The sequence below is a fragment of the Hungatella sp. L36 genome (genome assembly GCF_014288035.1).
On the sequence record NZ_JACOPC010000001.1, the window covers coordinates 1161105 to 1176350 of the forward strand.

Consider the following 15246-nt stretch of genomic DNA (forward strand, 5'->3'; position numbering starts at 1 on the left):
AGTGCAGCATGGAAAAATATTTAAATGTGAATTTAACACCACAAGAGCGTGCGGCTGACCTTTTATCCAGGCTGAGTCTGGAAGAGAAAATGGGCCAGGTGAACTGCCTGTTTCCCCGAAGGGATAACTGGGAGGAACTTGCGCAGCAGGCGAAATATGGAATTGGCCAGGTCAGTACTCTAAATATCAGGAAATTAAAAAGCCTGGATGAAGCGGCCGCATGGCAGCGAAAGATTCAGAAGATGGTCATGGAGAACAGTCCGCACCACGTTCCGGCAGTTTTTCATATGGAAGGACTATGCGGCCCGTTTATACAGAATTCTGTCAGCCTTCCGTCCGGAATCGCCAGGGGGTCTTCCTGGGACCCTGAGCTGGAAGAATCGTTGGGGAAAATTGTGAGCAGACAAGAACTTTCCTGCGGTATTACCCAGGTTCTGGCTCCGGTTTTAGATATTAGCAGGGACTCCCGAATGGGCAGGCAGAGCGAAACATATGGGGAAGACCCGACACTGGCGGCAGCGCTTGGAACTGCTTATACGAATGGCGTTCAGGAGGGAGAAACGGCTGGTAGAAAGGCGGAATCTGTTGCAAAGCATTTTCTTGGATTTCATAATTCCCAGGGAGGAATCCATGGGGCTAACTGTGACATTCCGGAAAGACTCTTAAATGAAGTTTACGGAAAACCATTCCAAGCGTCCATCAGCGAAGCAAACTTGAGAGGAATTATGCCCTGCTATTCATCTATTAACGGAGAACCATTGTCATCCTCTCATAAAATGTTGACCGGGCTGTTAAGGGAAGAGATGGGGTTTGATGGAGTCTGTGCAGCCGATTATGGAGCCGTGGGAAATGTCTTTCATGTACAGAAAGTAGGAGAAAGCGTCACGGAAGCCGGCCTTATGTGTATGGAAGCTGGAATGGATGTAGAAATGCAGAACTGCGTTGGGTTTAACGAAGAATTGAAAGAGTGGTTCCGATCAGGAAGAGCAAATATGGAGATTCTGGACCGTGCAGTTAGACGTATTCTGGAAGCAAAGTTCCGCATGGGAATTTTCGAGCATCCATATGCGCTGGAAAACGAAGCGCTTCAGGAGGCATTTTACAGGAAGGAAGATGAGGGCATACTGCTGCGGGCGGCGTTAGAATCTCTGATTCTTCTGAAAAACAATGGCGTATTGCCATTCAATCCAAACGGCCGGAAAATAGCAGTGGTGGGCTGCCATGCACAAAATGCCAGATGTTTCTTCGGCGGATATACGCATATCAGTATGATGGAAGCGGTACATGCTGTGGCTAATTCCATTGCTGGTATGAAAGCAGGCAGTGTGGAGGGACGGGAGATGATAACCGTTCCGGGAACACAGATTCAGAGTGACGAGACGGAGGCGTTCGACGGTGTGCTAAGACAACTCAAGCCGGACTGCCCGAATCTCCTGGAGGAATTAAGCAGAAGAATACCGGAGGCAAAAATCCGGTACGCGTACGGTTATCCGATTGCGGGCGATGACCTGTCCCATATTGATGAAGCGCTTGAGGCAGTGGCGGAGGCCGATCTGGTAATCATGACGCTGGGCGGAAAGAATGGTTCCTGTTCTGTTGCCTCTATGGGAGAAGGTGTGGATGGAACCAATATCAATCTGCCATTTTGCCAGGAGACATTCATCCGGCGGGCAGCAGAGCTTGGCAAACCGATGGTGGGAATTCATTTTGATGGAAGACCTATATCCAGTGATGCGGCAGACCAATACCTGGATGCGATTCTGGAGGCATGGAATCCTGCAGAGAAGGGGGCGGAAGCAGTTGTTAAGGTGCTTATCGGAGAATATAATCCAGGCGGCCGTCTTCCCGTGTCCGTGGCCAGATGTGCAGGTCAGATTCCAATTTACTATAACCATCCGAACGGCTCTGCCTATCACCAGGGAGAAAGTATTGGATTTAAAAATTATGTGGATATGCCACATACTCCAAGGTATTATTTTGGCCATGGGCTTTCCTATACGACATTCGAATACTCCGGTTTAAAAATTGATCAAAAGTCAATTGGTCCAAAAGAGCAGATTGGAATTGAGTTAACAATAAAAAATACAGGAAGCAGAAAAGGAGATGAAATTATTCAGCTCTACTTCCGTGATCTGTATGCCAGCACAACGAGACCGGTTAAGGAACTGGCTGGCTTTAAACGAATCACACTGAAGGCTGGAGAGGAAAAAAGAGTTTTCTTCGTGATGAAGGCCAGTCAGACAGCCTTTCTTGATAGAACGATGCGGTGGAAGATTGAAAAGGGAGAGTTTGAGATTCAGATTGGAAGCTCTTCGGAAGAGATCCAATTATGTGATATGTTCTGTATTACAGAAGATGCGTGGATAGAAGGCAGAGAAAGAGGATTCTATGCGGACGCCCGAGTGATTTAGGATAGAATGCAGCAAAAGCGGCAGAATGGTTAAAAAAGCGAGAAAGGAACAGCAGGGCATGACATGTGATTGTCCTGCTGTTTTCTAGGTATACATTGGGAAAATGATTTAAAGAAAATGACTCTCACTTTCTCTGGGAGGGAAAACGCTTAAATTTTTCTTTGTATTTTTTGTAGAAAAAGGTTGGATTGTTAAAGCCCGATTGCGCGGCGATTTCGTTAATATTCATATCCGTAGTGGTTAGAAGCACTCTTGCTTTATTCAGTCTCTTTTCAAGAATAATCTCCGAGTACGATTTCCCGGTTTTTTTCTTGAGGAGCGTACTTAGGTAATTGGGTGAGTAGTTGAACTTTCTGGCCAGTGCAGAAAGGCTGATGTCGTCGATATTGGTTTCCAAATATTTAAGGATTTCCAGAATTTCAGTATCCTGTCTGCTGGTTTGCCCGTTTGTCTCGTAATCGAAATCGCGAACCAGCTTTATGAAGAAAATATTCAAATAGTGGCCGACAGCTTCACTGGAACCGATGGCAGGAAAGAAAGTTTCCATCAGCATTTCGCAGATTAGAGAGTGAATCTGTGTGAATTCTTTATTTTTAAATATAATGTATTGTCTGTGATTGGCTGTTTCTGAAATAACTTCCAGGATAAAGTCGGTGATGATGCCTTTGCTGAATGAGTTCATCAGCAGTTCATTGCGAAAGTATTCTTTCGTAATTAAAATATTGATGATGATATCGTCTTCTCCGGTAGGAGCGATTGAGTGAGGGACGTTTGTATCAATCAGGCAAAGTTCCCCTTTTTTCAGTGTAACCTCTCTTCCATCAATGATTTGAGTAAATTCACCATTATAGACGTAACTGATTTCTATGAAGTTATGGATATGCTCCGGGACAGGGGAGAAACGATTGTGCCTTCTAATGGTAAAATCCTCATTTTGTGGGATATACCCATCGAAGATATATAGCTTTTGACCATTCTGCACCGTATACTTCATTTCGGAATAGGATTTTGACAGTTCTCCAGTTTCCAGATATTTTAGTTCGCTTGGTTTTCGCTGCCGCAGAAATGTATCCAGATATTCGAGTCTTTGCATGTAGGACTCCTTTCGTAAAATATGATATAAAAGTACATGTGAACTGCCATTGTCTTTCTTTAATTCTCATATTATCATAGGAAAGCAAAAATGGAAAGGAATCTCTTGAAAAGTTATAAGAAAAGGGAGCTTTACAGAAAAAATATAGCGTGAGGATGTGAAATTGTGGACAGAATCGAAAAAGTGATAAATGGAGAATATGATAACCATATGATGCCGTTTCTTTGGATGCACGGAGAAGAGAGAAATGTAATAAAAGACTATCTTGAAAAGATAGCAGGCTGTGGGATGGGAGCGGTGTGCCTGGAATCGAGGCCGTATGAAGCTTTTTTAGAAGAACCCTGGTGGAAGGATTTAGAATTTATTACAGGAGAATGTGAACGGTTGGGAATGGATGTTTGGATTTTAGACGATAAGCATTTTCCTACCGGTTATGCGGCAGGGATGATAGAGGAAAGATATCCTCAACTGAGAAAAATGTATTTAACTGTCCGATCTCTCGATTTTGTGGGTCCGAAAAAGAATGGGCGAATTCTTCTGAAATGGCTGAAGACGGACCGGCCCAATATCATGAATGTGGGAGCAGAAAAACCAGAATTGTGTGACAGTGACTGCGGTGAAACACAGGTTTTGGGTGTACTGGCGGCGCGAAAGTCGGGAGATCGGGAGATTGACGAAGAATCCATTCTTTTTTTGCCATATGAGGAGGAAAAAGGCATTCTAAAATGGGATATACCGGAAGGAGAATGGTCTGTATTTCTTCTGTCGGCAACGTATCAGGGAGGAGAAGCTGCTACGGAAGGATACTTGAATCCATTGCAGAGAGAAGCTGCTGAAGTATTGCTTGAAACGGTGTACGTCCCTCATTATGAACGGCTGAAGGAGAAGTTTGGAACCGTCATCAAAGGATTTTTTTCTGACGAACCCCGTCTGGGCAATGCGAAAGGCCCGGATGCGTCGATTGGAAGATACGAAATGCCGCTGCCATGGAAACCTGGAATGGAGAGAGAGCTGGCTGCAGAGCTGGATCTTTCGGAGCAGGAGCTCATGAAAAGGCTGCTGCTGCTGTTTCTTGGCGACTCAGCAGGAGCACATGAAATCCGGTATCAGTATATGGATTTCATCAGTAGAATGTATTCGGAAAACTTTTCTAATGTGATTGGAAACTGGTGTACAGAGCGGGGAATTGAGTATATTGGTCATGTGATAGAAGATAATAATGCTCATGCCCGTCTGGGGTATGGAGCAGGCCATTTTTTTAAGTCCATGTCAGGTCAGGATATGTCAGGAATTGATGTAGTGCTGCATCAACTGATGCCCCGTCAGAACCGCCATATGTTTAAATCCTTTACGAGTACAGGCTGGGATGGGGAATTCTTTACATTTGGCCTGGCCAGGCTTGGAGCTTCTCTGGGCCATTTGGATCCAAGAAAAAAGGGCAGAACAATGTGTGAAGTATTTGGTGCATACGGCTGGGCGGAGGGACTTAAACTGATGAAATGGATTACAGATCACATGGTGGCCAATGGTGTGAACTATTTTGTCCCTCATGCATTTTCCATGAAGGATTTTCCGGATCTGGACTGTCCGCCGCATCTCTATGCACATGGTAATAATCCGGAGTTCACTTATCTGAATATCTTATCGGAATACACTAACAGGCTGGGATTTCTGCTGTCGGGAGGAAAACATGGAGGCAATACGGGTCTCCTCTACCATGCGGAGGCGGAGTGGTCCGGTAATTACATGTTGTTCCAGAAACCGGCGAGAGTTATGAGTGAAAATCAGATTGAGTTTGACATTCTATCCGCGGATATGCTGACCCAAAGCAGGACAGTCGGCGGGGGGCAGATTGTCGTAAATGGGCAGAAATTTTGCTCGCTGATCGTCCCATACGCGCAGCGGCTTCCTGAAAAGCTTATAAAAAGTCTCGTCCGACTGGGAGAAAACGGATTGAACATTCTGTTTATAGACGAACTCCCGGAGGCTCTCAGCGAAAAAGGAGGAGACATCGGCTTGCTTAATAAGCTGCATTCAATCTCAAGGGTCTGTACATTGCAGGAACTGCCGGAGAAATTAGAGGGAGAAACGGACCGGTTGATTACGGATAGAGAGGTTCCATATTTAAGGTATTACCATTATTTCCATGAAGATGGGGAAATCTTCCTGTTGTTTAATGAAGACCTGTATGAGAATCTGAACGTTCATGTCACATTTCCCACGGACCAGCCTCTGCATGGATACGCTCCCATGGAAAACAGGAGGGTGGACCTTCCTCGGGAGGGCGAGGGGTATTCCATTACTTTGGCTAAAGGGGAATTGATGGTTCTTTATACAAATACAGCGGAAGAAAAGGAAACGAAAGTTGGAAATGTATTATCACAGGCAGCCGTATTTGAGGCGGTAAATGCATTCAGTCTTAAAAATCAGCACTGGACTGTAGAAGTAGGAAAAGGGTTGGGTGGACCAAAACAGCAGATCTGGGAGTTTGATTCGCTCCCGGATCTGGACCGAATATCAGAACTGGAGGATTTTTCCGGAGAATTGATTTACCGCACGGAATTTTCATCATGCCTGGAGCAGATGAGCTTGGTGATCGAGGAGGTGAATGAAATTGCAGAAGTACATCTGAATGGAATTTCTGTTGGAAGAAGAATTTCCTATCCCTATGCCTTTGACTTAACCGGTTATAGTATCGGTGGCAAAAATGTTCTGGAGATTCGTGTAGTCAACAATTTGGGACGTTACAGGAAGGATTATTTGTCGCAGTTCATTGTAATGGAACCTTTGGGAATTACGGGAGATGTGGTGTTGTATTCCAGGAGGAATGATTTGATTGAGGAAGGCTGAGTTTTATGAAGAAGATAGAGAAATATGGAGTATTTGAGGCTGTATTGAATTGTGAAGATGTCACGGACTTAATTGCTGGAGAGGCAGTATTTAAGAGAGGGACGGCAGAAAAGCGGGTAAGGTTATTTAAAAACCATTCTGGAGAATATATGGTTCGTTTTATGCCGCAGATGGAAGGAATATGGAGTTACCAGATTATGATTGGAACCGAGGAACGTTCCGGAAAATTTGAATGTACGGCAGCGCGAGGAGAGAATCATGGTGTCGTCCATGCAGAGGGTGACCACTTTCAATATCAGGATGGAAGTACCTATATACCGGTTGGAACTACGTGTTATGCCTGGATTCATCAAACGGAAGAACTTCAGGAGGAAACTCTTGATACACTGGCAGAATCACCTTTTAATAAAATACGCATGTGTGTCTTTCCAAAATCAATGCCTTATAATAACAATGAACCAGATTGTTATCCATTTTTAAAGAAAGAAGACGGTTCCTGGGAGGTAAATGATCCGGATCCGGTATTCTGGGAAAAGCTGGATAAAAGAATTAAACAGTTGATGGAACTGGGAATAGAAGCGGATTTAATTTTGTTCCATCCGTATGACAGATGGGGATTTTCAAAACTCACACAGATGGAATCGCGCGTTTATCTGGAGTACTGTATTGCTCGTCTGTCTGCATATAGAAACCTCTGGTGGAGTCTTGCAAACGAGTATGAAGTTTTGTACGAAAAGTCTCTGGATGACTGGGATGAATATGGGAAGATACTGATGGAGAAGGATATTTACGTCCATCTTATTTCCATACATGATATCATTGCGCCTTATCCTAAGAGAACCTGGATGACACACTGTTCTATTCAGTCAGGAGAACTTCACCGGATTATTTTCTGGAAGCGGGAATACGGAATACCGATCATTATTGATGAATGTGGTTATGAAGGTGATCTTCCGTACAATTGGGGGAATTTATCAGCCTTTGAAATGGTGCACCGATTCTGGTGGACAGTATGCAGAGGCGGATTTTGTACACATGGAGAGACTTATGACAGGAGTGACGAGGTGTTGTGGTGGGCAAAAGGCGGCCAGTTATATGGAGAGAGCGTTAAGCGAATCGCCTTTTTAAAGGAACTCCTGTACAGTCTTCCGGGACAGTGGAAAGCCAGCGAAACTGTACTTGTAAATCCAAATCAGGATGAAAAAACGGAAGACGCGACGGAGTCTCCTTTCCACAGGCTGTTAAAAAAAGCGTCGCCGGAAGCACAGGATAATTATACTATAGCCAACAGTCCCATGAAGCTGGAAGGGAAAACGTATGAATTAGAGTATTTTGGACGTTACTGTCCAGGAAAAAAAGAACTTCATCTCCCAGAAAACGGAAGTTACAAAGTGGAGATCATAGATATTTGGGAAATGACAAGAAGACTGTCTGTGGAAGGGATCAATGGAAAGGTGAAGATTGGACTGCCTGCAAAGGAAGGAATTGCGCTGCTGGTAATGAAGGAGAATTATGTGTCATCCTGACGCAAGGCGGGCGGTGATTTAAAAATGCAGCTGTCTGCGGAGTGGTACAACCGAGAGTATAAGAAGTAATCAATATTTCGGGTCTTTAAACCGTTTTACCTTCTTTTGGCAGTTTTCTATAATGCTTCTTATGCATCTTATAAAAATGGGCATAACTGTTAAAGCCTGTCAAAAATACATTATGATGGAGCTTAATCGGTCCATGATCTGCGCAACGACGGCTTTTTCTTTGCCGTCGTCCGGCAGATAGTAGTTATACTATTTAATTTGATAATTTGCTTAACTGTTAAGCATAGTTATACTTGTTTCTATACTTTCTGAAATAATGAACTGTAACAAGCATACCTAATAATTCTGCAACAGGGAGTGACAGCCATGGTAAAATTTCAAAATGAATTCGTGATTTCTACAAAACATTGATTTTGCAGTACTTAATTCACTTCATTTCGGTTTACGAGTGACAAAAATAGAGTTACAATGATCTTACAGGAGCCTGTTTTCATGTGTGCAAGCATGGCAGACAGGCATCTGGGTAAGTGTGCAAGACTAAATTCCACATGCCAAATTTTTGTAGGATTAAATTCGGCAGTGGATTCCGTCTTGATTCTAATTCTATTTTTTAAGTAACGATGGTTTTAAGTGGACTTGGTCGCCAGGTATTTCCTGGAGACATAAAAGTCGGTGTAACCTGTTATTTAAAAGCATCTTAGACAGCCTGAATGGAGAGCAGCCATTCAGGCTGTCTCTGGCTTCACTGTTGATATGATTCATAAGTACGCAGGCATCTCTCTGCTTATAGTGATCCAGACTCTGACCTTTGGGAATCACATACCGGATGTATTCATGATTTTTCTCGATACGTCCTTTTTGCCAGGAAGAGTTCGGATTGCAGTAAAAGATTTTGGTGCGAATTTCACCATTTTTATCACACTCCAATCGTTCTGGAAATTGAAATTCCACACCATTATCAGTCAAGATTACAGGGAACAGTTCCTGAAATACCTTAATACCGAGTTTTTCTGTCAAATAGTCGAAAACTTTTATGACCTGGTCCTGTGATTTCTCTTGCAGCACAAAAATAAGCATAAGGGAACAGTTCCGGAAAAAGATGGTAAGGAAAGCCTGAGTGCTGTTATCCCGGCCGCCTTCTACGGTATCAAGTTCGACAACTGGAATATCTGGATTTTCCTGAATGAATTTTTGAAAATCCTCGTAGGTTCGTCCTATACGGAATTCTTTTGCAGCCAGGCTGACCCTTGTACCAGTTTTTCTTGGCTTGCATTTGTAACGTACCTTGCGGTGTAAATCGATGTTTTTAGCAGTAAAAACACCCTGATCGATATAATTGTAGAGCGTCTTTCTGGAACAAGGAATCTCGTGTCCGTGAAAGGCATAAATGTGCGCCAGTGACTGTCCCTGGGCAAGCAATGGTGAGATAAGCGTATCAAGCATTGCGATATCGGCAGGAGCCTGGTTAATCCCCTGCCTGCATGATACAAGCAGCTCCTGAGAGGATTGATCTGCATTCTGGGCAATGTAGTAGGCTTTTTCCTTATTGCAGGTCCGCTGCCTTGCGCAGTGATTGCACACAAAAGGTGCTTTAGATATAGAGGCACATTGAGGCTCCCGGTATTCAGAACACAGATAGCTGCATTTTGAAACCAGCAGCTTTACATCATAGCAGCTCTTACACATCTTTACACAGTCTTTTTTATCGCAAAGGAAACGCAGGGTGCATTCTTTGAAGAGAGCACATCTAGCCGGCTTCATCGGATCTTTCTCGCGAGGCTGAAGCGTACGGTATTTCTTTACTTCCTTTGCAATGGTGCTGGGATGCTTATCTAGTTTTCTTGCGTTAGCAGCAAAGGGCAAGCCGTCATTTAATCCTTTTTCGATGTGGATGCGCTGGCTGGTTGAAAGGTGTTTGTGATCATATTCTTTTTTCTTAGGCATAAATAATCCTCCTTGACTGGAGGAATCCACTTACCAAGATAATCATAGCATGATAAGTGTAACACTAAAATCGCTAATCACGAAGTTAGTTGGTGAAACAAGAATTTAATATTACATTTTACAAGGTCTCTTGAAAAAACTTCTTGACTTGGAGTTCACTCCAGGTCTTATAATGATTCTGTAACAGAAAGAGCGGAGCTGACAGAATATCTGAAATACAAGATTTTCAGATATCTTGAGGCTGCTGTGACCGGAAACATAGTATAGCTGCTCCGGGCAGCTGCGAAGAAAAGAATGGAGGAAGAATAATGAGGAATTTTGATTATCAGACACCAACGAGGCTTATATTTGGAGAAGGTGTTGTAGAAAAACTTCCGGAGGTGATGAAGCCGCTTGGAAGGAAGATTCTGCTTACCTATGGCGGCGGAAGTATTAAAAAGATTGGGTTATACGACAGGGTAAAGGAGCTGTTAAAAGAGTTTGAGGTATTCGAGCTTTCCGGTATTGAACCCAATCCCAAATATTCTACCAGTGTATTGGACGGAGTAAGGCTTTGTAAGGAAAATGACATTGACGTCATCCTTGCAGTGGGCGGCGGCAGTGTGCTTGACTGCTCCAAAGCGATCGCAGCCGGTGCAAAATATGAGGGAGAAACATGGGACCTGATTTCTTATCAGGCATTTGCAAAGGAAGCGTTGCCTATCGTGGATATTCTGACACTGGCCGCCACCGGTAGTGAGTACGACTGCGGCGGCGTAATCTCCAGAACAGAGACTAATGACAAAATAGGGTACATGGATCCACATCTATTCCCTGTATGCTCCATTCTGGATCCATGCTACACCTTTACCGTATCAAAAAAGCAGACTGCGGCTGGCTGTGCCGATGCCATGAACCATGTCATGGAGCAGTATTTTACAGAAGACACAACATTATTAAATGACGGCTTCTGTGAAGCTGAGCTGAAGAGCCTTATGTATAACACAAGGATTGCGTTGGAAAATCCGGAAGATTACAGAGCAAGAGCCGAGCTGATGCTGGACTGCACCTATGGCTGCAATGGGATTCTTGCATTGGGGAACAGTGCGTCAGGCTGGCCATGCCATGCGATCGAACATGCGTTAAGCGCATTCTATGATATTACCCATGGAGAAGGGCTTGCAATTATTACTCCGAGATGGATGAAGCATATTCTTAGTGACAGAACGTTAGACAGATTTGTGAAATATGGAATCAATGTATTTGGCATTGATGCGTCTCTGGACAAATGGGAGATTGCAGAAAAGGCGATTGAAGAGACTTACAGTTTCTTCGAGTCCATCGGTATTCCGATGCACTTAAGGGAAGTCGGTATTGATGAAAGCAGAGTATCCGAAATGGCGCATCATATAGCGGTTAATGAGGGGCTGGATCAGGCCTACGTTCCGCTGACGGAAGAAGATATTGAAAAAATCATCAGGGAGTCACTGTAATCAGGAGGTATATATTAAAAATGAAATATGCAGAATTAGGAAATACAGGAATACAGGTTTCAAGAATCTGTGTGGGTGGAATGTCCTTTGGCAGAGCAAGCGAAGATTTTCATCTATGGACATTAGATCAGGAGCATACAACAGCGATGATTGGCCATGCCCTGGAGCTTGGCGTCAATTTTATTGATACGGCCAATACTTATTCCCATGGTACCAGCGAGGAATATATTGGCTGTGCGCTGAAGGAACTGGGTGTAAAAAGAGAGCATGTAGTTCTGGCTTCCAAAGTTTATTTTAATGAAGGAAAGCTGTCAAAAGAAGCGATTACCAGAGAGATTGATGGAACCTTAAAGCGGCTTGATACCGATTATCTGGATCTTTATCAGATTCATCGATTTGATTATGATACACCTGTTGAAGAGACTATGGAGGCCCTGGACGCGTTAATAAAGGCGGGAAAAGTCCGCGCAATCGGGGCGTCTGCCATGTATGGCTACCAGTTCCATAATATGCAGGTGACAGCTGAGAAAAATGGGTGGACACTTTTTTCAACGATGCAGAATCACTATAACCTTTTATACCGGGAGGATGAAAGAGAGTTAATTCCGATCTGTGACCAATACCATGTGGCAAGAATTCCATATAGCCCGCTTGCGGGCGGGCACCTGGCGCATACTGGCTGGACCACTGGATCAAAACGCAGCCAGACGGACCGGACACTGCGCAAAAAATATGACCAGGCCATGGATCAGGATCTCCTGATTATCGAAAGAGTGGATCAGCTTGCTCAGAAATATGGCGTTTCTATGACGCAGATTGCCCTTGCATGGCAATATAAAAAAGGTGTGACGGCGCCAATCGTAGGAGCTACCAGTGTTCCGCATTTTGATGACGCGGTAAAAGCTGTTGACTTTACCATTACAGATGAGGATGTATCTTATCTGGAAGAATTGTATATGAGACATAAAGTTGTGGGGGCACTTCCGGAAGAATAGTTTAATGAGAGGCAGGAAAGGATCAGGGCTGTAAAAAAACATTTTTACAGCCCCAGGATAGCCTCTTTCTCTGTCTACGCTGCCTTGTCCCGGCTTATATAATATCTGATCAAACGATTCAACGTTTGGTTTAACTGCGCAATTATCTTATGTAGTTTTTCATTTTCAGCTAAAATCTTTAAATACTCCATTTCCATAAATCGTAGTTTTTCAGCTTCATTCATATGGAAAAACCTCCTTAATACTTTATTCCTGTAAACACTATAATTCGTTTCCTTATTTTTAGAAAGTAAAATCGGCCGCATAAATCGACAATCTTTTTTTCCTGGACCGTCGTTTTGTACGGCCGCGTTAATTAAAAATTACGTGTTATAATTCTCGAACAATTCTCTATCATTTCAAGAACAATCATGCGATACAATTCAGCCATCAAGTGAGAAATCTCAGAAAATAAGAATGGAGGGAAAACCAGCAGCCCGGTTACAGTGAGGGTCCAGGATAGAACCGGCATATTTTAAATCGGATCAGGAATATCTGTTTTTACTGGAAGGGAAGAATTATGTGCTTTATCAACCGGAAAACGGGACATTTATAAAGCAGGCGGGGAAGAAATACCAGCATACCTATATCGAGGCGCTTACAGAGGAGTTTTGGGGGATTAATTTTAACAATTCTCAAACAAAAGGTATGGTATACTCTAGGTAGAAATGATGTCTATACAAGATGGAAGGAGATGCCGCTATGGTCCATATCTTAATCGTGGAGGATGATTCTGAACTGAATCGCTTTGTATGCTCCTATTTAAATAACAGTGGTTTTATGGCTAAGGGATGTTTAAACGCCCAGGATGCTTACAATGAAATGTATAATACTCTGTATGATTTGATTATATCGGATATTATGATGCCGGAGATTGACGGTTTTGAATTTGCCCGGACTGTCCGTCAGGTAAATAAGACGATTCCGATCCTGTTTATGTCTGCTAAGGACGACTTAAGCTCCAAGCAAAAAGGGTTTCAGTTTGGGATTGATGATTATATGGTAAAGCCCATTGAGGTCGAGGAACTGCTGCTGCGTGTGCGCGCCCTGCTCCGCCGGGCCAATATAGAGGTGGAAAGAAAGATAACCATTGGCAACCTGACCATGGATGCGGATGCAATGACAGCAGTTGTAGACGGAACGGAGCTTCCGGTTACGACAAGGGAGTTCAACATTCTGTACAAACTGCTGTCTTATCCCAATAAGACATTTTCCAGAGGACAGCTGATGGATGAGTTCTGGGGATTGGAGAGCGACATTGGGCTGCGGGCGGTTGATGTATATATTACGGGAATTCGAAAAAAGTTTTCCGCATGTGACGGCATTACGCTGAAAACGGTCCGTGGACTTGGATATAAGGCGGTGCTGCAATGAGAGAACGGCCTGCCGAGTTAAGCTATAAAAGAAGCTTGTTTTCCATAAAGTCATATATTTTCTATTTCCTGATTATCACGTCTGCCATCACCTGCTGTCTGCTGCTATTTTTGAACCATCTTGAACTGGACTATGGAAGTGTCCGGGAAAGCGCCAAATTGACAGCCATGAACATACTGCTGATTAGCCTGATTATGACGGTTTTAGATGGGATTTATCGTAAAATAACGCTTGAGTATCCGATGAAACGTATCTTAAAAGCTTCTCAGAAGCTGATAGCAGGTGACTTCTCCGTCCGGGTTCCCCTTGCCCACGACTTTGACAATACCAATGAACTGGATGTTTTAATTGAAAATTTTAATCGTATTGCTGAAGAACTGTCCGGAGTGGAAACGCTTCGTACGGATTTCGTCTCCAATGTATCCCATGAAATAAAGACTCCGCTGTCAGTCATTCAAAATTACGCCTCATTACTGCAAAATGCAGAGCTTTCAGAAGATAAAAAGGAAGAGTATACAGAGGCCATTGTGGATGCATGCCGTAGACTGACCGGGCTCATCACCAACATTTTAAAGCTTAATAAGCTGGAAAATCAGCAGATTTTTCCGGAGTCAAAAGAGTTCGATATTGATACGCAGCTGTCGGAGTGTATCATACGTCTCGATGATGTGCTGGAACGAAAAGATCTGGAGGCGGAGATTGATTTAGAGGAACGGGTAAAGGTAAAATCCGACAGGGAGCTGCTTGAGCTGGTCTGGAATAATCTTTTGTCGAATGCGATTAAATTTACACCGCAGGGCGGAAAAATCACGGTCAGCTTGAAAACAGATGAGACAATGGCGGTGATAAAAATATCAGATACAGGCTGCGGAATCAGCAGCGAGGTGGGAAAACGCATTTTTGAAAAGTTCTACCAGGGGGACAGTTCCCATACTACACAGGGAAATGGCCTGGGGCTTGCACTGGTAAAAAGAGTGGTGGATATTGTTGGAGGCGATATATCTATAGAGAGCCGGCTGGGAGAGGGCAGCACATTCACCGTGCGGCTGAAAAGAGTTCTGGCTGAGGAACCGAGACAGCATCTGGTTCCCGGAAAATGATTACTATACAGGACTGGAGGTTGATTTTTATGGAAGAGAACGAAAAAAAATTTACGTATACTTACTCCGCTGGAGAACAGGAGGAAATTAAAAAAATACGCCAGAAATATCTTCGGCCGGAAGAAAATAAGATGGAGCAGCTGAGAAAGCTGGACGAAAGCGTTTCAAAGAAGGGGATGGCAGTATCGCTGGTTATAGGAACGATCAGCGCACTTGTTCTTGGCATCGGCATGTGCTGCACAATGGTCTGGGCAGATACCTTGTTTATACCTGGCATCGGTATCGGAATCCTGGGTATGGCAGGAATTGGGTTGACATTTCCTCTGTACCGGAGAATTACGAAAAAGCAGCGGGAGAAGCTGGCGCCTAAGATTATGGAGCTTACGGATGAACTGATGAAGTAAAAGGCGAACGTATAATAAATCAAAGAATA

General features: G+C 43.7%; 11 protein-coding genes. 8 read left to right on the top strand and 3 right to left on the bottom strand.

Annotated features, from left to right (window positions below):
• Positions 1-8 precede the first annotated feature (8 nt).
• A complete protein-coding gene (locus H8S80_RS05015; protein ID WP_117630411.1) occupies positions 9-2411 on the top strand; it encodes a glycoside hydrolase family 3 N-terminal domain-containing protein in 2403 nt (800 codons plus the stop codon).
• A 124-nt stretch (positions 2412-2535) separates the two neighbouring features.
• On the opposite strand, the gene H8S80_RS05020 is transcribed toward H8S80_RS05015, so the two are convergent.
• Positions 2536-3504, bottom strand: coding sequence for an AraC family transcriptional regulator (locus H8S80_RS05020; protein WP_117630412.1), 969 nt, complete (start codon positions 3502-3504; stop codon positions 2536-2538).
• Between the two features lie 165 nt (positions 3505-3669).
• Here H8S80_RS05020 and H8S80_RS05025 point away from each other — a divergent pair, with 165 nt between their 5' ends.
• Together H8S80_RS05025 and H8S80_RS05030 are read left to right on the top strand one after the other, a co-directional pair.
• Positions 3670-6354: a glycosyl hydrolase family 2 protein gene (locus H8S80_RS05025; protein WP_117630413.1), complete on the top strand. Its 2685-nt coding sequence runs from the start codon at positions 3670-3672 to the stop codon at positions 6352-6354.
• Between the two features lie 5 nt (positions 6355-6359).
• Positions 6360-7880 carry an apiosidase-like domain-containing protein gene (locus tag H8S80_RS05030; RefSeq protein WP_117630414.1) on the top strand — a complete coding sequence of 507 codons (1521 nt, stop codon included), beginning with the start codon at positions 6360-6362 and terminating at the stop codon, positions 7878-7880.
• Between the two features lie 612 nt (positions 7881-8492).
• Here H8S80_RS05030 and H8S80_RS05035 read toward each other — a convergent pair.
• Positions 8493-9833, bottom strand: coding sequence for an IS30 family transposase (locus tag H8S80_RS05035; protein ID WP_117630415.1), 1341 nt, complete (start codon positions 9831-9833; stop codon positions 8493-8495).
• Positions 9834-10141: 308 nt separating this feature from the next.
• Here H8S80_RS05035 and H8S80_RS05040 point away from each other — a divergent pair, with 308 nt between their 5' ends.
• Together H8S80_RS05040 and H8S80_RS05045 are read left to right on the top strand one after the other, a co-directional pair.
• On the top strand, positions 10142-11305 hold the full coding sequence (locus H8S80_RS05040) for an iron-containing alcohol dehydrogenase (RefSeq protein WP_117630416.1): 1164 nt from the start codon (positions 10142-10144) through the stop codon (positions 11303-11305).
• Between the two features lie 20 nt (positions 11306-11325).
• On the top strand, positions 11326-12300 hold the full coding sequence (locus H8S80_RS05045) for an aldo/keto reductase (RefSeq protein WP_117630417.1): 975 nt from the start codon (positions 11326-11328) through the stop codon (positions 12298-12300).
• Between the two features lie 74 nt (positions 12301-12374).
• On the opposite strand, the gene H8S80_RS05050 is transcribed toward H8S80_RS05045, so the two are convergent.
• A complete protein-coding gene (locus H8S80_RS05050) occupies positions 12375-12524 on the bottom strand; it encodes a hypothetical protein (protein ID WP_181987860.1) in 150 nt (49 codons plus the stop codon).
• Positions 12525-13041: 517 nt separating this feature from the next.
• On the opposite strand from H8S80_RS05050, the gene H8S80_RS05055 reads away from it, so the two are divergent.
• From H8S80_RS05055 to H8S80_RS05065, 3 genes are read left to right on the top strand one after another with little or no spacing between them, the layout of a single operon-like run.
• Entirely contained in the window at positions 13042-13713 is a 672-nt protein-coding gene (locus H8S80_RS05055; RefSeq protein ID WP_117630418.1) for a response regulator transcription factor, read from the top strand.
• The gene (locus tag H8S80_RS05060; RefSeq protein WP_117630419.1) at positions 13710-14813 is read left to right on the top strand and encodes a HAMP domain-containing sensor histidine kinase; all 1104 of its coding nucleotides are present in this window, start codon (positions 13710-13712) and stop codon (positions 14811-14813) included. The genes H8S80_RS05055 and H8S80_RS05060 overlap by 4 nt, the downstream gene beginning before the upstream one ends.
• Positions 14814-14842: 29 nt before the next feature.
• Positions 14843-15217, top strand: a complete 375-nt coding sequence (locus H8S80_RS05065) for a hypothetical protein (RefSeq protein ID WP_117630420.1) — start codon at positions 14843-14845, stop codon at positions 15215-15217.
• Positions 15218-15246 lie beyond the last annotated feature (29 nt).